General features: G+C 69.1%; 20 protein-coding genes and 2 pseudogenes. 10 read left to right on the top strand and 12 right to left on the bottom strand.

Features of this window, described 5'->3' with window-relative positions:
* The first annotated feature begins 15 nt into the window (after positions 1 to 15).
* Positions 16 to 2,784 carry a M16 family metallopeptidase gene (locus H149_RS0117765; protein WP_020651126.1) on the top strand — a complete coding sequence of 923 codons (2,769 nt, stop codon included), beginning with the start codon at positions 16 to 18 and terminating at the stop codon, positions 2,782 to 2,784.
* Between the two features lie 84 nt (positions 2,785 to 2,868).
* Here H149_RS0117765 and H149_RS0117770 read toward each other — a convergent pair whose 3' ends face one another.
* Positions 2,869 to 3,162 (bottom strand): hypothetical protein, encoded by a 294-nt coding sequence (locus tag H149_RS0117770; RefSeq protein ID WP_020651127.1) that lies wholly within the window; start codon positions 3,160 to 3,162, stop codon positions 2,869 to 2,871.
* 113 nt (positions 3,163 to 3,275) lie between these two features.
* Between H149_RS0117770 and H149_RS0117775 the strand changes: the two genes are divergently transcribed.
* From H149_RS0117775 to H149_RS0117785, 3 genes are all read left to right on the top strand, one after another.
* A complete protein-coding gene (locus H149_RS0117775) occupies positions 3,276 to 3,584 on the top strand; it encodes a putative signal transducing protein (RefSeq protein WP_020651128.1) in 309 nt (102 codons plus the stop codon).
* 15 nt (positions 3,585 to 3,599) lie between these two features.
* The gene (locus tag H149_RS0117780) at positions 3,600 to 4,055 is read left to right on the top strand and encodes a tRNA (cytidine(34)-2'-O)-methyltransferase (protein WP_020651129.1); all 456 of its coding nucleotides are present in this window, start codon (positions 3,600 to 3,602) and stop codon (positions 4,053 to 4,055) included.
* 106 nt (positions 4,056 to 4,161) lie between these two features.
* Positions 4,162 to 5,172 carry a MiiA motif-containing surface protein gene (locus H149_RS0117785; RefSeq protein ID WP_020651130.1) on the top strand — a complete coding sequence of 337 codons (1,011 nt, stop codon included), beginning with the start codon at positions 4,162 to 4,164 and terminating at the stop codon, positions 5,170 to 5,172.
* Between the two features lie 78 nt (positions 5,173 to 5,250).
* Here H149_RS0117785 and H149_RS0117790 read toward each other — a convergent pair whose 3' ends face one another.
* The 4 genes from H149_RS0117790 to H149_RS0117805 form a co-directional block, all read right to left on the bottom strand.
* Complete coding sequence (locus H149_RS0117790) at positions 5,251 to 6,279, bottom strand: NAD(P)H-dependent glycerol-3-phosphate dehydrogenase (protein ID WP_020651131.1); 1,029 nt, start codon at positions 6,277 to 6,279, stop codon at positions 5,251 to 5,253.
* Positions 6,280 to 6,407: 128 nt separating this feature from the next.
* On the bottom strand, positions 6,408 to 6,932 hold the full coding sequence (gene secB, locus H149_RS0117795) for a protein-export chaperone SecB (protein WP_020651132.1): 525 nt from the start codon (positions 6,930 to 6,932) through the stop codon (positions 6,408 to 6,410).
* 18 nt (positions 6,933 to 6,950) lie between these two features.
* Positions 6,951 to 7,190: a glutaredoxin 3 gene (gene grxC / locus H149_RS0117800; RefSeq protein ID WP_154654912.1), complete on the bottom strand. Its 240-nt coding sequence runs from the start codon at positions 7,188 to 7,190 to the stop codon at positions 6,951 to 6,953.
* A 25-nt stretch (positions 7,191 to 7,215) separates the two neighbouring features.
* On the bottom strand, positions 7,216 to 7,641 hold the full coding sequence (locus tag H149_RS0117805) for a rhodanese-like domain-containing protein (protein ID WP_020651134.1): 426 nt from the start codon (positions 7,639 to 7,641) through the stop codon (positions 7,216 to 7,218).
* A 58-nt stretch (positions 7,642 to 7,699) separates the two neighbouring features.
* Here H149_RS0117805 and H149_RS22435 point away from each other — a divergent pair, with 58 nt between their 5' ends.
* The 4 genes and pseudogenes from H149_RS22435 to H149_RS24440 all read left to right on the top strand — a co-directional run bounded on the left by H149_RS22435 (position 7,700) and on the right by H149_RS24440 (position 11,140).
* A complete protein-coding gene (locus H149_RS22435) occupies positions 7,700 to 8,857 on the top strand; it encodes a murein hydrolase activator EnvC family protein (RefSeq protein WP_020651135.1) in 1,158 nt (385 codons plus the stop codon).
* A gap of 113 nt (positions 8,858 to 8,970) precedes the next feature.
* Positions 8,971 to 10,314: a S41 family peptidase gene (locus H149_RS0117815; protein ID WP_020651136.1), complete on the top strand. Its 1,344-nt coding sequence runs from the start codon at positions 8,971 to 8,973 to the stop codon at positions 10,312 to 10,314.
* A gap of 9 nt (positions 10,315 to 10,323) precedes the next feature.
* Positions 10,324 to 10,863, top strand: a pseudogene (locus tag H149_RS24435) (divergent polysaccharide deacetylase family protein); the annotation flags it as partial.
* Positions 10,864 to 10,975: 112 nt separating this feature from the next.
* Positions 10,976 to 11,140 carry a hypothetical protein gene (locus H149_RS24440; protein WP_436278849.1) on the top strand — a complete coding sequence of 55 codons (165 nt, stop codon included), beginning with the start codon at positions 10,976 to 10,978 and terminating at the stop codon, positions 11,138 to 11,140.
* On the opposite strand, the gene ubiB is transcribed toward H149_RS24440, so the two are convergent.
* From ubiB to ubiE, 3 genes are read right to left on the bottom strand one after another with little or no spacing between them, the layout of a single operon-like run.
* Positions 11,108 to 12,700, bottom strand: coding sequence for a ubiquinone biosynthesis regulatory protein kinase UbiB (ubiB, locus tag H149_RS0117825; RefSeq protein WP_020651137.1), 1,593 nt, complete (start codon positions 12,698 to 12,700; stop codon positions 11,108 to 11,110). The genes H149_RS24440 and ubiB overlap by 33 nt on opposite strands.
* On the bottom strand, positions 12,697 to 13,317 hold the full coding sequence (locus H149_RS0117830) for a ubiquinone biosynthesis accessory factor UbiJ (protein ID WP_020651138.1): 621 nt from the start codon (positions 13,315 to 13,317) through the stop codon (positions 12,697 to 12,699). Before H149_RS0117830 ends, ubiB begins: the two co-directional genes overlap by 4 nt.
* The gene (gene ubiE, locus H149_RS0117835; protein ID WP_020651139.1) at positions 13,314 to 14,087 is read right to left on the bottom strand and encodes a bifunctional demethylmenaquinone methyltransferase/2-methoxy-6-polyprenyl-1,4-benzoquinol methylase UbiE; all 774 of its coding nucleotides are present in this window, start codon (positions 14,085 to 14,087) and stop codon (positions 13,314 to 13,316) included. The genes H149_RS0117830 and ubiE overlap by 4 nt, the downstream gene beginning before the upstream one ends.
* A 161-nt stretch (positions 14,088 to 14,248) precedes the next feature.
* On the opposite strand from ubiE, the gene H149_RS21615 reads away from it, so the two are divergent.
* A complete protein-coding gene (locus H149_RS21615; protein WP_154654914.1) occupies positions 14,249 to 16,717 on the top strand; it encodes a PAS domain-containing protein in 2,469 nt (822 codons plus the stop codon).
* A 12-nt stretch (positions 16,718 to 16,729) separates the two neighbouring features.
* On the opposite strand, the gene H149_RS0117845 is transcribed toward H149_RS21615, so the two are convergent.
* From H149_RS0117845 to H149_RS0117860, 4 genes are all read right to left on the bottom strand, one after another.
* Complete coding sequence (locus H149_RS0117845) at positions 16,730 to 17,140, bottom strand: gamma-butyrobetaine hydroxylase family protein (RefSeq protein WP_020651141.1); 411 nt, start codon at positions 17,138 to 17,140, stop codon at positions 16,730 to 16,732.
* A 5-nt stretch (positions 17,141 to 17,145) separates the two neighbouring features.
* Complete coding sequence (hslU, locus tag H149_RS0117850; RefSeq protein WP_020651142.1) at positions 17,146 to 18,474, bottom strand: ATP-dependent protease ATPase subunit HslU; 1,329 nt, start codon at positions 18,472 to 18,474, stop codon at positions 17,146 to 17,148.
* Positions 18,475 to 18,538: 64 nt separating this feature from the next.
* Positions 18,539 to 19,081 (bottom strand): ATP-dependent protease subunit HslV, encoded by a 543-nt coding sequence (gene hslV, locus H149_RS0117855; protein ID WP_020651143.1) that lies wholly within the window; start codon positions 19,079 to 19,081, stop codon positions 18,539 to 18,541.
* Positions 19,082 to 19,244: 163 nt separating this feature from the next.
* Complete coding sequence (locus tag H149_RS0117860; RefSeq protein WP_020651144.1) at positions 19,245 to 19,574, bottom strand: hypothetical protein; 330 nt, start codon at positions 19,572 to 19,574, stop codon at positions 19,245 to 19,247.
* A gap of 327 nt (positions 19,575 to 19,901) precedes the next feature.
* Here H149_RS0117860 and H149_RS23485 point away from each other — a divergent pair.
* Positions 19,902 to 20,056 (top strand): annotated as a pseudogene (locus H149_RS23485) (IS5/IS1182 family transposase); the annotation flags it as partial.

The following is a 20,056-nucleotide window of genomic DNA, read 5'->3' on the forward strand; positions in this document are numbered from 1 at the left end:
GATTCCGGGACGCTCATGAAACGTCTGGTCCTGGCCGCCGCCCTGGCGGCCGCCTCGCTCACCGCCGCCGCCAAGCCCGCATCCGACGCGGCCGCCGCCTTCCCCGATGTCCGCATCGCTTACGAGCGGCATATTCTGCCGAACGGCCTGACGCTCATCATCCACGAGGATCACAAGGCGCCGGTGGTCGCGGTCAACGTCTGGTATCACGTCGGCAGCAAGGACGAGCGACCCGGTCGCACCGGCTTCGCGCATCTGTTCGAGCACCTGATGTTCAACGGCTCGGAGCACTACAACGACGAGTTCTTCCGAGCGCTGGAGCCGGCCGGCGCGACCAAGATGAACGGCACGACCTGGCTCGACCGCACGAACTACTTCGAGAACGTGCCGGTCTCGGCGCTCGACCGCACGCTGTGGCTCGAATCCGATCGCATGGGCCATCTGCTCGGCGCGATCGACCAGGCCCGCCTCGACGAGCAGCGCGGCGTCGTCCTCAACGAGAAGCGTCAGGGCGAGAACGAGCCCTACGGCAAGGTCGACGATTTCATCGCCCAGGCCACCTATCCGGCCGGCCACCCGTACTCGTGGACGACGATCGGTTCCGAAGCGGATCTCAATGCCGCCTCGCTCGCCGACGTCAAGGCCTGGTTCCAGGAGCACTACGGCGCCGCCAACGCGACGCTGGTGATCGCCGGCGACGTGCAGCCGGCGGAGGTGCTGCAGAAGGTCCAGACCTATTTCGGCGATATTCCGTCGGGCCCGCCGCTGAAGCGTCAGGGGCCGTGGATCGCCAAGATGCAGGGCGAAAGGCGCGCGACGCTGCAGGACCGCGTACCGCAGGCGCGTCTCTACCGGGTCTGGAACATTCCCGGCTTCTGCGATCCGGACGCGAACCTGCTGTCGCTCGCCGCGTCGGTGCTCGGCGACGGCAAGAACAGCCGGCTCTACAAGCGACTCGTCTACCAGGATCAGATCGCGACCAAGGTCAGCGTCGGCATCGGCCCGTTCGAGATCGGTTCGCAGCTGACGATCGACGCGATGGTCAAGGCCGGCGGCGATCCGGCCGCCGTCGAGCGCGCGATCGACGAGGAAGTGCAGCGCTTCCTGCGCGAAGGCCCGAGCGCCGAGGAGCTCGCGCGCGTCAAGACTGCGGTGTTCGCCTCGGCGCTGCGCGGCCTCGAGCGCATCGACGGTTTCGGCGGCAAGTCGGCGCAGCTCGCGCAGTACCAGGTCTACTGCGGCACGCCGGAGCGCTACACGGAGGAACTGCAGGAAGTGCGCCGCGCCACGGCGCAGCAGATCCGCGCCGCCGCGCAGCGCTGGCTGTCCGACGGCGTGTTCAAGCTCGACGTCGAGCCGTTCCCCGAGTACACCGCCACGGCGCAGGGCGTCGACCGCAGCCAGCTGCCGCCGCTCGGTGAGCCACCGGCGCTCAAGCTGCCGCCGCTGCAGCGCGCGACGCTGCCGAACGGGCTCAGGATCGTGCTCGCTGAACGCCACGAAGCCCCGGTCGTGCAGCTGAGCTTGCTCGCCGACGCCGGCTACGCCGCCGACGCCGACGTCGCGCCGGGCACCGCGCGGCTGACGCTCGACATGCTCGACGAAGGCGCCGGCCGCTACGACGCGCTGCAGCTCGCCGCGGCCGCCGACGCGCTCGGTGCGCTGATCGGCACCGGCTCGACGCTCGACACCTCGTACGTGCGCCTCAATGCGCTGAAGGCCAAGCTGCAGCCGAGCCTGGCCCTGTACGCCGACGTCGTGCTGCGCCCGAACTTCCCCGAGCGCGAACTGGCGCGGCTCAAGAAACTGCAGATCGCCGCGATCCAGCAGGAAAAGGCGCAGGCCTTCGGCATCGCGCGACGGCTCTATCCGCAGCTGCTGTACGGCGCCGACCACGCCTATGCCAATCCGAGCTCCGGGACCGGCACCGAGGCCAGCGTCGCGGCGCTGCAGGTCGACGATCTGCGCGCCTTCTACCGGCGCTGGCTGCGCCCCGACAACGCCACGCTGCTGATCGTCGGCGACACCACGCTGGCGGAGATCCAGCCGCTGCTCGAGCAGCAGTTCGGCGGCTGGACGGTGCCGGCCGCGCCGCTGCCGCGGAAGAATCTGGCGACGGTCGCCCTGCCGGAGCAGCCGCGCCTCGTGCTGGTCAACAAGAGCGGCGCCGAGCAGACCCTGCTGATGGCAGCCGAACTGGCGCCGCCGAAGGCCGACCCGGACGATCTGGCGATGCAGCTGGCGAGCACCGCGCTCGGCGGCAACTTCGTCTCGCGTCTCAACATGAACCTGCGCGAGGACAAGCACTGGAGCTACGGCGCATTCACCGTCATCGGCGGCGCCAAGGCGCAGCGACCGTTCTACGCGTACGCGCCGGTGCAGACCGACAAGACCGTCGAGTCGATTCGGGAAATGCAGCGCGAGCTCGCCACCGCCACCGACCGCCGGCCACTGACGCAGCAGGAAGTCGATTTCGCGCGCAACAGCGTGGTGCTGGCGCTGCCGGGCGACAACGAAACCGCCGCCGAACTCGCCGGCTCGTATTCGACGATCCTCACCTACGGCCTGCCCGACGACTACTGGAACGCCGTCGTCGGCAAGCTCGACGCGCTGACGCCCGCTGCGGTCAACGCCGCCGCGCGCCGGCTGGTGCGGCCGCAGTCACTGACCTGGATCGTGGTCGGCGATTTGTCGAAGATCGAAGCGCCGGTCCGCCAGCTCGCCGCCGACATGGGCATTCGCGACGTGCGCGTCCTCGACGCCGACGGCAAGCCCTTGCGCTGAACGCCCGCGGAGACGAAAAAAGCCGGCGCAAGCGCCGGCTTTTTTCATGCATCGCCTCGTCGCCGCCTGCGCGGCGCGACACGCCTATTCCATGTCGCCGAGCGGCCGGCTGAAGGTGAAGCGCGCAGGTTCGACGACCAGGCGGCGCGCCGGATCGGACGGCGGTTCGCCCTGGACCAGCGACAGCGGCAGCTGCACCACGAACAGGCCGGCACCGAGCACCGTGGCGACGAGTCCCAGCGGGCGCACCAGAATGAGATCGGCCGCCATCGCGGCGGCGGACGGCGTGGCGTCGACCTCGTCGCTGACTTGCGCCTGGGCGCTTCCGATGCCCAGCGCCAGCAGCGCGGCAAACGCGAGTGTGTGGATGCGCGACATGGAAACCCCCTGCGAATGAACGAGCGCGAGGCGGCAGCGTAGGCGTGCCCCCTGACCCTGTCAACGAAGCGCGCGTGCCCCTTTGCCACCGCGGCGACGCCTACAATCGACGCATGCATACGGTCTACGCCGCCGCCGATCCGCTCGAAGCCGAAATCCTGCGCAGCTATCTCGCCGAGCACGGCATTGCCGCGCAAGTTCTCGGCGCCGGCCTGTGGGGCGCACGCGGCGAGCTGCCAGCCGACGCCTGGCCGCGCCTGGTGATCGCCGACGGCACGCAGGTCGAGGCAGCGCGCGAGCTGCTGCGGCGCTACGAACACCGGCGCCATGCCGCCGCCACCTGGGTCTGCGCCTGCGGCGAGCGCGCGCCGGTGCACTTCGAGATCTGCTGGGCCTGCGGCGCCGAACGGCCGGCGCACTGAGGAACTGAGATCGGCATGATCGAGGTCGCGCTGTACCAGCCGGAAATCCCGCCGAACACCGGCAACATCATCCGCCTGTGCGCCAACACCGGCGCGCGCCTGCATCTGATCCACCCGCTCGGCTTCCGCATGGACGACGCCTCGCTGCGGCGCGCCGGGCTCGACTATCACGAGTACGCGTCCGTCGAGCAGCACGCCTCTCTGGAGGCGCTGCGCGCCGCGCGCCCGCAGGCGCGCTGGCTCGCCTTCACCACGCGCGGCCAGCGCCGTCACGACCACTGGACGTACGCGGACGGCGACATCCTGCTGTTCGGCCCCGAGTCGCGCGGCCTGCCGGCCGACGTGCTCGCCGGCATTCCGCCGGAACAGTGGCTGCGCCTGCCGATGCGGCCGGGTAACCGTAGCCTCAATCTGTCGAATGCCGTCGCGGTCGCCGTCTACGAGGCCTGGCGTCAGGCCGACTTCCGCTGATCCCGGCATCCGCCGAAGACCAAAGCGTGAGCTGACGCACGGATGCCGCCGGCACCGGCGCCGCAAAGTCCCACTGCAGGTATCCCGCAAGATCGGAGGAAGCATCATGAAGGCTCATTTCCATCGTCCGCTGCGCACCCTTGGCGCGCCCTTCCTGTTCGCAGCCGTGAGCGCCGCACTCGCCGGCTGCGGCGGCGACGGCCACTCGGCGCGCAGCGTCTCGCTGTCGAGCAAAGACGACGTACTGCGCGAGCTCGGCAATCTGTCGGCCTTCGTCGACTTCAGCGGTCTGACCGACGGCCCCACGCCGCCGGCGGCCGCCACTGCGAGCACGACCAAGGCCCGCTTCGTCGGCACCGCGCTCAAGAGCCGGACGCTCGCGCCCCTCCGCGCCGCTGTCGGCGCCAAGGCCGCGACCGTATACGACTGCGACAGCGGCAGTTACAGCGAAGAGACGCTGAGCGGCACCTACACCTTCGCGCTGTTCGACAGCACGCCGCGCACGGTGTCGATCTACCGTGAGGAAAACAACCAATGCGTCTTCGTCTACGAAGGCGGCTACCGCGAGATCTACGACGGCCACTACGAGCGTGGCAGCTACACCCCGGAGACCGGCGACCAGTACGCCTACCTGCGCTTCGGCACGGCCAACAGCGTCTACCGCTACCGCGAGGAGCTCAGCGGCGATTCCGACTATCCGAGCACGGAGGAATTGCAGGGTCTGCTCGAACGTCGGGCCGGCGACAGCGACGCCGAGGTGCGCGCCGACGATTTCCGCTACCACTATACGGAGCCGGGCTACAACGCCGACATCACGCTTGGCGATGGCGAGCTGATGAAGCTCCTCACCGCTGACACCGGTCTGCGCGCCGACGGCAGCATCTATTACAGCACCAGCGTCTGCCGCGGCGGCACGCTGCGCTACACGACGACGACGCCGATCTCGATCCCGCAGGAAGGAACGGCGCAGGGCGTGCTGAAGATGGAGTCGGGCAAGGAATCGGCGACGGTCACGCTCAACGCCGACGGCAGCGCGACGGTGCAGTTCGCCGATGGCAGCAGCACGACGCTGACCGCGGGCGAAGTACTGGCCGCGCTCGACGAGAGCCCCTGCTGAAAGAGCCCCTGCCGAAGGGGCGGTTCCCGGGTCCGGCGCAGGCCGGACCCGGGACTGCATCCGTTGCGTTAGCAGCCCCTAGCCGGCGCCCGGCACCTTGCGCTCCGGCGCCGCCTCGGCCTTGGCCGGCCGCGTCGCCAATGCGCGCACGGCCTCGACCACCGACAGCCGGCCTTCGAGCACGCCGCAGACGGCGGCAGTGATCGGCATGTCGACGCCGTAGCGCTGCGCCAGGCGCAGGACCTCAGGCGCCGCCTTGACGCCCTCGACCACCTGGCGAATGTCGGCGATCGCTTCCTTGACGCTCTTGCCCTGCGCCAGCAGCAGGCCCATGCGGCGATTGCGCGACTGGTTGTCGGTGCAGGTCAGTACCAGATCACCCATGCCGGCGAGGCCCATCAGCGTTTCCGCCTTGGCGCCCATCGCGGTGGCCAGGCGCATGATCTCGGCGAGACCGCGCGTGATCAGCGCCGCGCGTGTATTGGCGCCCAGCCCCATGCCGTCGGCGATGCCGACGCCGATCGCCATCACGTTCTTCACCGCGCCACCGACCTCGACGCCGGTCAGATCCTCGGTCCAGTAGGCACGGAAACCGTCGCCGTGCAGGCGCCGCGCGAAGGCCTCGGCGAACGACTGGTCGTGCGCGGCGATCGTCACCGCCGTCGGCAGCCCGATGCCGACTTCCTTGGCGAAGGTCGGGCCGGACAGCACGGCGAACGGCCGGCTGCGCCCGTAGATCGATTCGATGACCTCATGCACCAGCAGGCCGCTGTGCGGCTCCAAGCCCTTGCAGGCGGCGACCAGTCCCTGCCCGTCGCGCAACAGCGGCTCGATGCGCTCGAGCGTCGCGCGCAGCACGTGCGAAGGCGTCGCAATCAGCAGCTCGTCGGCCTCGGCGACCGCGGCATCGAGATCGGCGTGGGCGCGCAGCTTGGCCGGGAACGGACAACCCGGCAGGTACTGCACGTTCTCGCGCGCCTGCTGCATCGCCGCCAGGCGCTCGGGATCGCGCCCCCAGAGCACGGTCGGCGCGCCGCGGCGCGCCAGCTGGATCGCCAGCGCGGTGCCGAACGAACCGGCCCCGAGTACCGCCGTGACCGGATTCATCGGCGCGCCCCCGGCGGCGGCGCCGGACGCAGCATCGCGGGTCGAGGCGCTCGCGCAACGTCGATCATCGCAAGTGGAAAGCGCAAGCGGACGGCGATGAAACGATCTTCATCGCCGTCCCGGCGGCTTCAGTTGACGCTGTTGGCCGGCGCCGGCGTGGCGGCCTGCGCGCGAGCACGCTGCAGGTGCTCCAGGTACAGCGCGTCGAAGTTGATCGGCTGCAGCAGCAGCTGCGGGAAGCCGGCGCGCTGGACCAGATCGGCGATCGTCTCGCGGGCGAACGGGAACAGCAGGTTCGGGCAATAGGCGGCGGCCACGGCGGCCTTCTCTTCCGGCTGCGTGAAGCCGCGCACCGTGAAGATGCCGGCCTGCTGCGCTTCGACCAGGAAGGCGACTTCCTCGCCGAGCTTGGCGGTGACGGTGACGGCAAGCACCACCTGCAGCGCATCGCCTTCGAGCGGCTTGGCCTCGGTATTCACCTGCACGTCGAGCTGCGGCTGCCACTGCTTGGTGAAGACCTGCGGCGCCAGCGGCACTTCGAGCGAAGCGTCCTTGACGTAGATCTTCTGCAGGAGCACCTGGCGCTGCGCACCGGCGGCGTTGGGAGCAGTGGCGCCTGGCGCCGGCGCATCGGGAGTCGCGGTATCGGTCATGGTTCGGTAATCGGAATATCAGTCGTGCAACAGGGCGTCGAGCTTGCCGGCGCGTTCCAGCGCGTGCAAGTCGTCACTTCCCCCCACGTGCGTCTCGCCGATGAAGATCTGCGGCACGGTGCGGCGCCCGGTGATGCGCATCATCTCCTCGCGCCGGCTGGCGTCCTCGTCGACGCGCACTTCCTCGATGGTCGCGCCCTTGGCCTGCAGCAGGCGCTTGGCCATCACGCAGAACGGGCAGACCCTGGTGCTGTACATCACCACCTTCTTCACGGCGAACCCTCTATTTGGTCGTCAGCGGCAGATTCGCCATCGACCAGGCGTTGATGCCGCCACGCAAAGGATAGACCTCGGCGAAGCCGTTCTTGCGCAGCTTCTCGACCGCGGTGCTGCTGCTGACGCCGAGCGCGCAATAGACCAGCACAGGCCGTGCCTTGTCCTTGGCGAGCTGACCGAGATATTCGTCGAACTTGCTCAGCGGCGCATGGAAGGCGTTGAGCAGATGGCCGCGCTTGAACTCCGCCAGCGGGCGCACGTCGACGATCAGCGGGTCGCGATCGTTGATCAGGCGCACCGCTTCGGCCGGCGACATGCGCTTGCCGCCGGTCAGGTTGCCGTGCACTTCGTTGGCGATCAGCAGGGCCAGCACCACGCCGAGCGCGACGAACAGCCAGACGTGGGCTTGGAAGAACTCGAAGAACTGGGCCATCGATGACAAACCTGCGCGGTATCAGCAAATCGTGGGGACAACCGGCTAGCATTATCGCATGTTCCGCCGCTCCACCCTGTCCGCCCTGCTGCTGGCGGTCCTGCTCCTGCCCGCCGCCGCGCGGGCGGGCGACGACCGCCTGAACCAGAACCAGAAGGCGCTCGACGCGGTCCGCGAGCGCATCGGCGCGCTGCAGAAAAAAGTCGAAGCCGACCAGACCGAGCGTGACGCGCTGGCGCGCGACATGCAGAAGATCGAGCGCAGGATCGCCGCGGCGGCCCAGCAGATGCGCGCGCTGCGTACCCGCATCGACGAGCAGCAGCGCAAGATCCGCCAGACGCAGGCTGACCAGCAGGAAGCGCAGCGCGCGCTCGACGCGCGCCGCGACGAGCTTGCCCGGCAGCTGCGCGCCGCCTACGTGCTGGGCCGCCAGGGCGAGACGCAGCTGCTGCTGAACCTCGACGACGTGCAGACGGTCGGCCGCATGCTGACCTACTACGACTATCTGCAGCGCGCCCAGCTGACGGCGATGGCGACGATCCGCGCCCGCGCCGAGGAGCTCGAACAGCTCGCCGACCGGCTGCAGCAGGAACAGGCCCAGCTCGAACAGCTGCGCGCCGACCAGGAAACGGCGCTCGCCGAGCTCAAGGCGACGCGCGCCGAGCGCGCCGACATGCTGGCGCAGCTCAAGTCGCGGCTGTCGAGCGAGGAGGACAACCTCGCCCAGCTCAAGGAAGACGAGCGCAGCATCCGCAACCTGATCGAGTCGCTGAAGAAAACGCTGGCCGACCTGCCGCCGGACGTCTCGCCGAGCGACAAGCCATTCACCGCGCAGAAGGGCAAGCTGCCGTGGCCGGCGCGCGGCGCGCTGCTCGCCCGCTACGGCGAGAACAAGGCCGGCGGCCGACTGAGCTGGAACGGTCACTGGATCGCCGCCGCCGAGGGCAGCCCGGTGCGCGCCGTGGCGCGCGGCCGCGCCGTCTATGTCGGCTGGATGCACCGCTACGGCCTGATCGTGCTGCTCGAGCACGAGGCCGGCTACTTCACCCTGTACGGACACTGTCAGACCGCGGCGGTGCAGGTCGGCGATATGGTGCGCGCCGGCCAGACCATCGCCGGCGCCGGCAGCACCGGCGGCTACGACCAGTCCGGCGTGTACTTCGAGATTCGCAAGGGCGCCGAGGCGATCAACCCGCAGGCCTGGCTGGCGCGATGAACGGCCGTATCGGCCGGCATGACCGGGAACTGTCGCTTTGATGCGTAGTCAGACAGTTGCTATCGTGCCCCCCGACGTCTCCCTTTTCCGATCCGCGTTCGAACCGTAAATCCATGCCCCGCTTCTACCGTGTTCCGCTGGCGCTCGCCGCCGGCGTCCTCATCGGCGCCTCCGTGACGCTCACCCAGGGCGTGCTCGCCGACAAGGCCGCCAAGCCGACCGCCGACGCGCTCGGCTTCAAGGATCTGCAGACCTTCGTCGAGATCCTCAACCGCGTGAAGGCTGATTACGTCGAGCCGGTCGACGACAAGACGCTGATCGAGAACGCCGTGCGCGGCATGATGGCCGGCCTCGATCCGCACTCGGCCTATCTCGACAAGGACGAGTACCAGGACATGAACGTGGTCACCACCGGCAAGTTCGGTGGTCTGGGCATCGAAGTGCAGATGCAGAACGGCTTCGTGCGCGTGGTCTCGCCGATCGACGACACGCCCGCCGCCAAGGCCGGCATCCAGCCGGGCGACCTGATCGTCAAGATCGACGAGACGCCGGTGAAGGGCCTGTCGCTGTCCGACGCCGTCAGCAAGATGCGCGGCGAGCCCGGCACCAAGGTCAAGCTGACGATCGTGCGCGAAGGCGAGTCGGCGCCGAAGATCTTCGACCTCAAGCGCGAGACGATCTCGGTCGCCAGCGTGCGCAGCCGCATGCTCGACGGCGATCTGGCGTACCTGCGCATCTCCAGCTTCACGACCGAAACCAGCGCCACGCTGGAAAAGGAATTCGCCAAGCTCAAGAAGGACGCCAAGAGCCCGATCAAGGGGCTCGTGCTCGACCTGCGCAACAATCCGGGCGGCGTGCTCGATGCCGCGGTCAAGGTCAGCGACGCGTTCATGACGCGAGGCCCGATCGTCACGATCAAGGGCCGCGAGCCCGGCGCCCAGCGCGAATTCGACGCCACCCCGGGCGATCTGCTCGATGGCGCGCCGATCGTGGTGATGGTCAACGGCGGCTCGGCCTCGGCCTCGGAAATCGTCGCCGGCGCGCTGCAGGACTCGCGCCGCGCCGTCGTCGTCGGCAGCCGTTCGTTCGGCAAGGGCTCGGTGCAGACCATCCTGCCGCTGTCGAACGAAGGCGCGATCAAGCTGACGACGGCGCGCTACTACACGCCGTCGGGCCGTTCGATTCAGGCCGAGGGCATCGAGCCCGACGTCGCGATCCGGCCGCTGAAGATCGCCAAGAGCGACAAGGACGACGGCGCCGACTTCGACCCGATCACCGAAGCCAGCCTCAAGGGCAGCCTCGAGAACAAGGACGACAAGATCTCGCAGGACGAACGCGCCAAGCTCGAAGCCGAGCGCGCGCAGAAGGCCAAGGACGCGCAGGCGCTCGCCGAGAGCGACTACGGCCTGTACGAAGCGACCAACATCCTGCGCAGCCTCTCGCTCGTGCGGCGCTGAACCGTCGCCATGCGCAGTCTGGGGGGACTGCTCGCGGCGCTCGGACTGTTGCTGAGCCTGCCGGCGGCCGCCGCGCCGCCGGCGATCAGCATCGTCATCGACGATCTCGGCGACCGCCGCGTCGAGGGCGAGCAGGCCGTCGCGCTGCCGGGCGCCGTTGCCTGCGCCTTCCTGCCGGACGCACCGTACACGCGCCGCCTCGCCGAGCAGGCGCACCGCGCCGGCAAGGAAGTGCTGCTGCACCTGCCGCTGCAGCCGCTGAGCGGCAGCGCGCACCCGCTGACGCTGGTGACGAACGCGCCGGCGCCGGAGCGCGAGGCGGCGCTCGCGCACATGCTGGCCTCGGTGCCGCACCTGTCCGGGGTCAACAACCACCAGGGCAGCCTGGCCACCGCCAGCCGGCCGGCGATGCACTGGCTGATGCGCGAACTGGCGGCGCGCGGCGTCGGCTACTTCATCGACAGCTATACGAACGCGCAGAGCGTCGCCTACCCGATCGCGCGCGCCTACGGCCTGCCGGCGGCGCGGCGACGGGTCTTCCTCGATAACGACATGGCGCCGGCGGCGGTCGCAGCGTCCTTCGACGAATTGCTGCGTCAGGCCCGTTCTTCACGGTTCGGCGCTGGCTATCGGCCATCCGCACGCCGCGACGCTGGCCCTGCTGCGCGAGCGTCTGGCGACGCTCGCCGCGCAAGGCGTCGTGCTGGTGCCGCCGTCGGAACTGATCGCCCGCTACGAACCGCGTCCGCGACTGCAGCCGACGCAGCTGCGGATCAGCCCCTGGGGCGGCGCCTCAGCGCCGCAGGGCGCGCCAGCCGAGTACTAGCGCCGCAGCGGCCGACAGCGCGCCGAGCCAGGGATGCGGCGTGGCACCGGCGGCCGCGTACAGCGCCGCCGCCGCGAAGCCGAGCGCCGCGAGCATCTGCTGGGTGCGGCGGTTGGCGGCGCGGATTTCCTCGCGCAGTGCCTCGAGCTCGCGCCGGCTGGTACCGAAGCCCTCGCCGCGGCGCAGCTGACGCAGCGCGTGCTGGGCGATCTCCGGCAGCGACTCGGCCAGCGACGGCCCCTGCGCGCGCATCTTCTCGAGCGTCGCGACCGGGCCGAGCCGCGCGCGCATCCAGTCTTCCATGATCGGCTTGGCGGTCTTCCACAGATCCAGCTCCGGATTGAGCTGGCGGCCGAGCCCCTCGATCTGCAGCAGGGTCTTCTGCAGCAGCACGAGCTGCGGCTGCACCTGGTAGTTGAAACGCCGCGCGACCTGGAACAGGCGCAGCAGGAAGAAGCCGAACGAAATGTCCTTCAGCGGGCGCTGGAAGATCGGTTCGCAGATCGTGCGGATCGCGCCTTCGAAATCCTCGAGCCGCGTGCCTTTCGGAATCCATTCGGACTCCAGGTGCAGCTCGGCGACACGGCGGTAGTCGCGGTTGAAGAACGCGTAGAAGTTCTCGGCGAGATAGCGCTGGTCGGACACCGTCAGCGTGCCGACGATGCCGAAGTCGACGGCGAGATAGCTCGGACGCTGCGGATCGGACACATCGACGAAGATGTTGCCCGGGTGCATGTCGGCGTGGAAGAAGTTGTAGACGAAGGTCTGCTTGAAGAAGATTTCGACGCCGCGCTCCGACAGCACCTTGAAGTCGACGCCCAGCTCGCGCAGGCGGTCCAGCTCGCGGATCGACACGCCGTAGATGCGCTCCATCACCAGCACGCGCGTGCGCGTGTGGTCCCAGAACACCAGCGGATGGTAGATCAGGTTCGAGCCGAGCCAGTTGCGGCGCAGCTGCGCGCAGTTGGCGCCCTCGCGCATCAGGTCGAGCTCGTCGAGCAGCACCTTCTCGTATTCGGCGACGACCTCGCGCGGCCGCAGGCGGCGCAGGTCCGGCGAGAAACGCTCGGCCAGCCCGGCCAGCGTATGCAGCAGCTCGATGTCGCTGCGCATCACCGCCTCGATGCCCGGACGCAGCACCTTGACGACGACGTCGAAAGTCTCCGCGCCGCCGTCGAGCCTGAGCTTCGCGGCATGGACCTGGGCGATCGAAGCCGAGGCCATCGGCACTTCGTCGAACTCGGCGAAGATCTCGGCAACCGGCTTGCCGAGTTCGGCCTCGATGATGGCGCGCGCCTCGGCGCCCGGAAACGGCGGGACGCGGTCCTGCAGCTTGGCGAGCTCGGCGGCGATGTCGGCCGGCACGATGTCCGGCCGCGTCGACAGCGCCTGGCCGAACTTGATGAAGACCGGGCCGAGTTCCTCGAGCGCCAGGCGCAGGCGCTCGCCACGCGGCCGCGGATCGCGGCCCGGCTTGCCGCCGGCGAATTCGCGCAGGCCGTAGCGGGAGGCGACGCGCCGGATCTGCCAGACGCGCCGCAGGCGGCTGAACGAGATCATGCGTCGCGTCCCGCGGCGGCTTCGAGACGGCGCAGCCGCGCGTCGAGCCGATCGACACCGTCGCGCAGCGATTCGACCGCCTCCATCCATTCGGCGACGTCGCTGGCGCGCGCCAGATCGCGGCTTTCCTCGCGCAGGTACTCGGCGGTATCGAGCGCCAGCGTGTCGACGCTGCGCCGCCCCCAGCCGAACAGACTTTGCAGGCCCTGGTTCAGGCGATGCGCGGCGGCATCGCCGACGAAGCGCGCCGCGACCTCTTCCGGGTCGAAGCCGACGCGCGCCAGCATGCGGTTGAAGCGGCGCAGCAGCTCGACGTCGCCGTCGACCGCCAGCCCCTGCGGAATGCCGCCGTCCTGGCGGCGCACGGTCCAGGCCGAGCGCAGCAGCGTCGGCAGGCTGCCGCGCACGCCGACGTCCGGCGCCAGCGTGCCAGCGTCGAGCACGCGCACGCCGCCGGCGTGGAACTCGATCAGGAACGTCCAGACCGGCGCCTCGACGGTCAGCGCGATGCTGCGGCCCTGGAGGGACCCGCATTCGGCGAGTACCTCGGGTTCCAGCGCGAGATAGCGGTTCAATGCGACTTCGAGCGCCGCGGCGAGCAGGCCCGGCGCACTCATTCGAGACGGAAGCCGCGATGCACGGCGACGATGCCGCCGGACAGGTTGTAGACCTGCACGCGCGCCAGGCCGGCGTTCTCCATCATGCCCTTGAGGGTCTGCTGGTCCGGGTGCATGCGGATCGACTCGGCGAGATAGCGGTACGACGCTTCGTCGCGGGCGACGACACGCCCCATCAGCGGCAGCAGCTTGAACGAGTACTGATCGTAGGCCTTGCCGAGCAGCGGGTTCAGCGGCTTGGAGAACTCCATCACCAGCAGGCGCCCGCCCGGCTTCAGGCAGCGCGTCATCGAACGCAGCGCGGCATCCTTGTCGGTGACGTTGCGCAGGCCGAAGCCGATCGTGATGCAGTCGAAGGTGCCTTCGGCGAACGGCAGCGCCTCGGCATTGGCCTGCACCGCCGGGACATGGACGAGGCCGTGATCGACCAGGCGCTTGCGGCCCTCGCCGAGCATCGCGGCGTTGATGTCGGACAGGATGACCAGCCCCTTGGGCCCGGCCGCGCGGGCGAACTCGCGCGCCAGATCGCCGGTGCCACCGGCGACGTCGAGCACCTTCTCGCCCGGCCGCACGCCGGCGAGGTCGATCGCGAAGCGCTTCCAGACCCGATGAATGCCCAGCGACATCAGGTCGTTCATCAGGTCATACTTGTGTGCCACCGAGGTGAACACGCCGGCCACGCGCCCGCGCTTCTCGGCGACGGGCACCTGCTCATAACCGAAGTGCGTCGTGTCAGACGCGGACTCGCTCTTTGATGATTCGCTGGCCATGGCGGGTAGCGGAATGGGAGCGTCATTGTAGCGGCATGGTCGCGGCACGCGGAGCACGGTCCCCGGGGAGCCGACGCCGGTCAGCGTCGCCCCGCCGCCCATCGTCCGGGTCCGGCCGCGGCGGCGAAACGCATTAACGTGCCGGCCTCGGGAGCCCATACTTGAAATCCAGCCCTGCGATCCATGTCGAATCGATGCCGACGGCGCCGCCGTGGGGCGAAGCGCTGGATACGCACGGCCAGGGGCTCTGGGACTGGGACATTCCGGACAACCGCGTCCATGCCTCGTCCGAATACCGCGCCACGCTCGGCTACGCGCCCGAGACGCCGGGCCCGGCCAGCTTCGAGGACTGGGCGGCACGCCTGCATCCGGACGACAGGAGCGCGGTACGCAGCACGCTCGACGCCCATCTGCGCGGCGAATCGCCGGCCTTCTTCAGCGAGCACCGCCTGCGCTGCGCCGACGGCAGCTACCGCTGGGTGGCGGCGCGCGGCCGTGTCGTCAGGCGCGACGAGGCGGGACGCCCGCTGCGCATGCTCGGCACCCAGCTCGACATCCACCATCACAAGCTCGCCGAGCTGGCGCTGCAGGAGAGCGCGTCGCTGTTCCGGCGCATCTTCGACGACGCCCCGATCGGCCTCGCCCTGCTGTCGCTGCAGGGACGCTGGCTCGACACCAACCGCGCGCTGTGCGATCTGCTCGGCTACGACGAAGACGCGCTGCTGCGACACCGCTTCCTCGACCTCACGCATCCTGACGACATCGAGGCCGACCGCGCGCTGATGCAGGCCCTGCTGACCGGGCAGCAGACCCGCGCCCGCCGCCACAAGCGCTACCTGGCCAAGGACGGCGCGGTGATCGCGGTGCAGGTCGACGTCTCGATCGTGCGCGACGCCGATGACAATCCGCAGTACTTCATCTCGCAGGTCCAGGATGTCCGCGAGCGCTGCCGCTTCGAGGACGCCCTCTACGACGAGAAGGAGCTGGCCCAGGTCACGCTCGCTTCGATCGCCGACGGCGTGCTGCGCACCGGCTGCGACGGCCGCATCAGCTTCTGCAACGCCGCGGCGGCGCAGCTGCTCGGCGTCGAGCGCCCGGCCGACGTCCTCGGCCTGCCGTTCGCCGAAGCCGTCGCGCTGCACGCCGACTGCGGCACGCGCCTGGGCGGCCCCGATGCGCCCGGCATCGAATGGCCGCCGCTCGCGCAGCTGCATACCGCGCGCGGCGACGTGATCCCGGTGGAGATCTCGCTGGCGCCGATCACCGGCCGCAACGGGCAACGGATCGGCAGCGTCTGCGTGCTGCACGATCTTTCGCACACGCGGCGCCTGTCCGAGCAGCTCATCTACCAGGCCAGCCACGACGCCCTCACCGATCTGCCGAACCGCCGCGAATTCGAGGCCGAACTGGAGCACCGCCTGAGCACCGCGCGCCTCGGCGCCGAGCGGCATGCGTTGCTCTATCTCGATCTCGATCACTTCAAGCTGATCAACGAGAACGCCGGGCACAGCGTCGGCGACCGCCTGGTCCGCAATCTGGCGCGGCGCCTGCGCGAGGCGCTGCCGGCCAGCGCGGTGCTGGCGCGCACCGGCGGCGACGAGTTCGCGGTGCTGCTGCCGCATTCGACGGCGGCACAGGCCTGCGCGCTCGGCGAATCGCTGCTGTTGTCGATCGACGCCCTGCGCTTCGAGCACGAGGGACTCGCCTACCAGATCGCGGCCAGCATCGGCGTCTGCGCGATCGACGCCACCTCGCGCGACGCCAATAGCGTGCTCGCCGCCGCCGATACCGCCTGCTACATCGCCAAGCGCCACGGCGGTCATCGCGTCCAGCTCTACCATCCGGGCGACGATGCGGTCCGCCAGGCCTTCCTCGACATCGATTGGGCTTCGCGCATCCAGCAGGCCCTCGAGAGCGGCAAAGTCGAGCTGCACGCGCAGCGCATCGTCTCGCTGGCCGGCAGCGCCCTGCCGAATTACGAGGTGCTGATCCGGGTGCGCGACGAGCAGGGGCGGCTGCAAGCACCGAGCGCGTTCCTGACCGCCGCCGAGCGCTACGGCCTGTCCGGTCGCGTCGACCGCTGGGTCGTCGAGCAGACGCTGCGCCGCCTCGCCGTGCATCTGCGCGAGGCCGGCAGCCTGCCGTTCGGCTCACTGTCGCTGAATCTGACCGGCCACAGCGTGTCCGACGTCGCCTTCGCGGATTTTCTGTTCGATGCGCTGGCGCGCCACGGCGTACCGCCGCAGACGCTGCGTTTCGAGATCACCGAGGGCACCGCGCTGCGCAGCTTCACGGTCGCGCGCCGGCTGGTGTCACGCCTGCGCGAGATGGGCTGCCGCGTGATGCTCGACGATTTCGGCAGCGGCTTCACCTCGTTCGACTACCTGCGGCAGATGACGGTCGACGGCCTGAAGATCGATCAGGCCTATACCCAGAGCCTCGGCGACGACCGCCTCAACCAGACGATCGTGGCATCGATCCGCCGGATCAGCGAAGTGCTGCAGATCGAAGTGGTGGCCGAAGGCGTCGAGACGGAATCGACGCTGCTCGCGCTGCGCGAGCTCGGCGTCGAGATCGTGCAGGGCCATCTGTTCCACGTCGCCGAACCGCTCGACGGCCTGCTGCGCTGAAGCGCACCGCGCTCAGCGCTTCGGCGGCGCGTAGTGCCCGACCAGCGCGGCCAGCTTGACCACGTCGCGGTCGCGCGACATGCCGACCTCGTCGAGCCGCTGCAGGTAGCGCGCCCAGTTGCGCCCATGGTCGTGCGCCAGCTCCTCGAGCACATCCCAGGAATACAGGCCGCTGTCGTGGCCGTCGTCGAAGACCAGTCGCACCGCATAGCTGCCGACCGGCTCGATGCGCGTGATGTTCACTTCGCGCTTGCCGCCGAGCAGCATCGGCTCGGGCAGGCCGTGGCCGCGCAGCTCGGCGCTCGGCGAGAACACGCGCAGATATTCGCACGGCAGCTCGGCGCGGCGGCCGTCCGGCCAGCCGAGCTCGAGCACGCGCGCCTTGCGGTGCAGCCGGATCAGCGTCGGAGCGGCGGCCTGCATGGCGCTCAGAGGATGTAGCGGCTGAGGTCTTCGTCGGCGGCCAGCTTGCCGAGCTTGTCGTCGACGAACGCCGCGTCGATCGTCAGCTGCGCGCCGGCCTTGTCGGGCGCCTCGAACGCGATGTCCTCCATCAGGCGCTCCATCACCGTGTGCAGGCGGCGGGCACCGATGTTCTCGGTCGTCTCGTTCACCTGCCAGGCAATCTCGGCGATGCGCCGCAGGCCGTCGTCGGTGAACTGCACGTCGACGCCCTCGGTCTGCAGCAGCGCCTTGTACTGCTCGGTCAGCGCGTAGTTCGGCTCGGTCAGGATGCGCAGGAAATCCTCGGATTTCAGAGCATCAAGCTCGACGCGGATCGGCAGGCGGCCCTGCAGCTCCGGCACCAGATCCGACGGCTTGGCCAGATGGAACGCGCCGGAGGCGATGAACAGCATGTGGTCGGTCTTCACCGTTCCGTACTTGGTCGTGACCGTGCAGCCCTCGATCAGCGGCAGCAGGTCGCGCTGCACGCCCTCGCGCGACACGTCGGCCCCGCCGGCGTACTCGCCGCGCTTGCAGATCTTGTCGATCTCGTCGATGAAGACGATGCCGTTTTCCTCGGCGTTGCGGATCGCCTCGGCCTTGGTCGCTTCCTCGTCGACCAGCTTGGCGGCCTCCTCGTCGACCAGCTGCCTGAAAGCGTCCTTGATCTTGAGCTTGCGCGGCTTGCCCTGCGTCTGGCCGAGATTGGCGAACATGCTCTGCAGCTGCTGCGTCATCTCCTCCATGCCGGGCGGCCCCATCAGCTGCACGTTGGCGGTCGGCGTGGCGAGCCTGAGCTCGATCTCCTTGTCGTCGAGCTTGCCCTCGCGCAACTGCTTGCGGAACACCTGGCGCGCCGCCGAGTTCTCGCTCTGCCGCTGCGCACTGGCCTCGCCGAAGTCCTTCGGCGGCGGCAGCAGCACGTCGAGGATGCGTTCCTCGGCGGCCGACTCGGCGCGATCGCGCATCTTCTTCATCGCCTGTTCGCGCGTCATCTTGACTGCCGAATCGACGAGATCGCGGACGATGGTGTCGACGTCCTTGCCGACGTAACCGACCTCGGTGAACTTGGTCGCCTCGACCTTGACGAACGGCGCGTTGGCGAGCTTCGCGAGGCGGCGCGCGATCTCGGTCTTGCCGACCCCGGTCGGGCCGATCATCAGGATGTTCTTCGGGTGGATCTCGGCGCGCATCGGCCCGCTGATCTGGGCGCGGCGCCAGCGGTTGCGCAGCGCGATCGCGACCGAGCGCTTGGCCTTGGCCTGGCCGACGATGTGGCGGTCGAGCTCCTGCACGATCTCGCGCGGCGTCATCGGGTTCTGGCTTGCAGTGGAAGTGGCGTCATTCATGCTCGTTCTCGGGACATCGGCGCGGCGCTCAGGCGTCCAGCGTTTCGATCGTCAGGTTGTGATTCGTGTAGATGCAGATGTCGGCGGCGATATGCAGGCCTTTCTCGACGATGTCGCGCGCCGACAGCTCGGTGTTGTCGACCAGCGCGCGCGCCGCGGCGGTCGCAAAACTGCCGCCCGAGCCGATCGCCATGACGCCGTGCGCTTCCGGCTCCATGACGTCGCCGTTGCCGGAGATCATCAGCGTCGCCTCCCGGTCGGCGACGATCAGCAGCGCCTCGAGCCGGCGCAGATAGCGATCGGTGCGCCAGTCCTTGGCCATCTCGACCGCAGCGCGTACCAGCTGGCCGGCATGCTTCTCCAGCTTGCCTTCGAAACGCTCGAACAAGGTGAACGCGTCGGCGGTGCCGCCGGCGAAACCGGCCAGCACGCGGCCGTTGTAGAGACGGCGAACCTTGCGCGCATTGCCCTTGACGCAGGTATTGCCCATCGACACCTGGCCGTCGCCGCCGAGCGCGACCTGGCCGTTGCGGCGCACGCTCAGGATCGTCGTGCCATCGAACTGTTGCATGGAGGGGGATCCGGGAATGAGAGGTCTTGCGATGGTGGGGGCGCCGCCGCGCCCTTTCAAGGCAGCGGCGGCGTTCGCCGCGCCTTCCCGGCCCCGCAAACAGAAAGGGCGCCTTGCGGCGCCCTTTCGCGGCTCTTCAGGGTGAAGAGCGTGAAGCCAGTTCTTACTTGGCTTCGGTCGGCGCAGCTTCGGCCGGAGCGGCGGCTTCAGCCGGCTCGCACTTGGCCTTCGGCTCGGCGGCGCAGTCGCAGACGGCCTTCTCGCCGGCGGCGCACTGGATCGTCGCCGTCACGCCGTTGCCGCAATCCTGCGTGCACGACTGGGCGGCGGCGGCGGCGTCGGCGGCCTGCTGCTCGGCAGCCGGGGCGGCTTCCGGAGCCGGAGCAGCCTGCTCGGCAGCCGGCGCTTCAGCCGGGGCTTCTTCCTTCTTGCCACAGGCGGCGAGGGCGAGGGCGGCGGCGAGGCCCATCGCGATGAGAACGTTACGCGTCATGATCAACTCCCGGGGTGTACGTCAAAAATGGAATCGTCTTATCGGCATGCTTCGACAAAGCTCCGATAAGGGCCGGCATGATACCGTCTTTTTGCAAGTGCACAAGCGCGTTCAGAACGTGTTCAGAAGGTGTTCAGCCGCGATTCAGACGCCTGCAAGCGTGAGCCGGGAACTCGCTGAAACTCACGAAATGTTTATTAGTCGGCCCTGAACAACCCGCCCGCCCCTTACCCGGCGCGGGCTGAGCACCCTTGAGGCCTTGCCGAATCCTCCAGTTTCCAGTGCAATCGCATTCACTTTCTGGAAGATTTGGAGCGCAGGTTTTCAATGACCACCCCGGACTTTTTCCGCGCCCGGCTGGATGCGATGATCGATCTGCGTCACCCGCTCGCGGTATTGGCAACCCGCATGCCGTGGGCCGAGATCGAATCGGCGCTGGCGCCGTGCTTTGCCCGTCAGGACCGGCAGGGACGCCCGATCGA

The sequence above is a fragment of the Solimonas variicoloris DSM 15731 genome, from assembly GCF_000382285.1.
GTDB classification, from domain to species: domain Bacteria; phylum Pseudomonadota; class Gammaproteobacteria; order Nevskiales; family Nevskiaceae; genus Solimonas; species Solimonas variicoloris.